The sequence below is a fragment of the Hungatella sp. SL.1.14 genome, assembly GCF_024460495.1.
Taxonomy (GTDB): Bacteria; Bacillota; Clostridia; order Lachnospirales; family Lachnospiraceae; genus Hungatella; species Hungatella hathewayi.
In genome coordinates, this window is sequence record NZ_JANFYJ010000547.1 from 1 (window position 1) to 286 (window position 286).

The 286-nt window shown below is 33.9% G+C and carries 1 protein-coding gene; it reads left to right on the forward strand.

Features of this window, described 5'->3' with window-relative positions; genetic code table 11:
• A partial coding sequence (locus NE473_RS32245; RefSeq protein ID WP_256265733.1) for a DegT/DnrJ/EryC1/StrS family aminotransferase occupies positions 1 to 286 on the forward strand: 286 nt, incomplete at both ends.

Consider the following 286-nt stretch of genomic DNA (forward strand, 5'->3'; position numbering starts at 1 on the left):
GTAGATTTTAATGGGAATCTTCCTAAATATTTTAACTTTGTTGTGGGATATAATTCACGGCTTGATGCATTGCAGGAATCTATTCTAAATGTAAAACTGAACTATCTGGACGGCTGGAATGAAAGAAGACGCCAAATTGCAGCTATGTATAACGAAAAAATAACAAATCAGCTGGTAAAAAAACCATTTATAGCGGAGTACAATACTCATATTTATTATGTATATCTTTTGGTTACAGAGAAGCGGGACAAGCTTAGAAAGTATCTTGAGGATTGTGGAATATCCA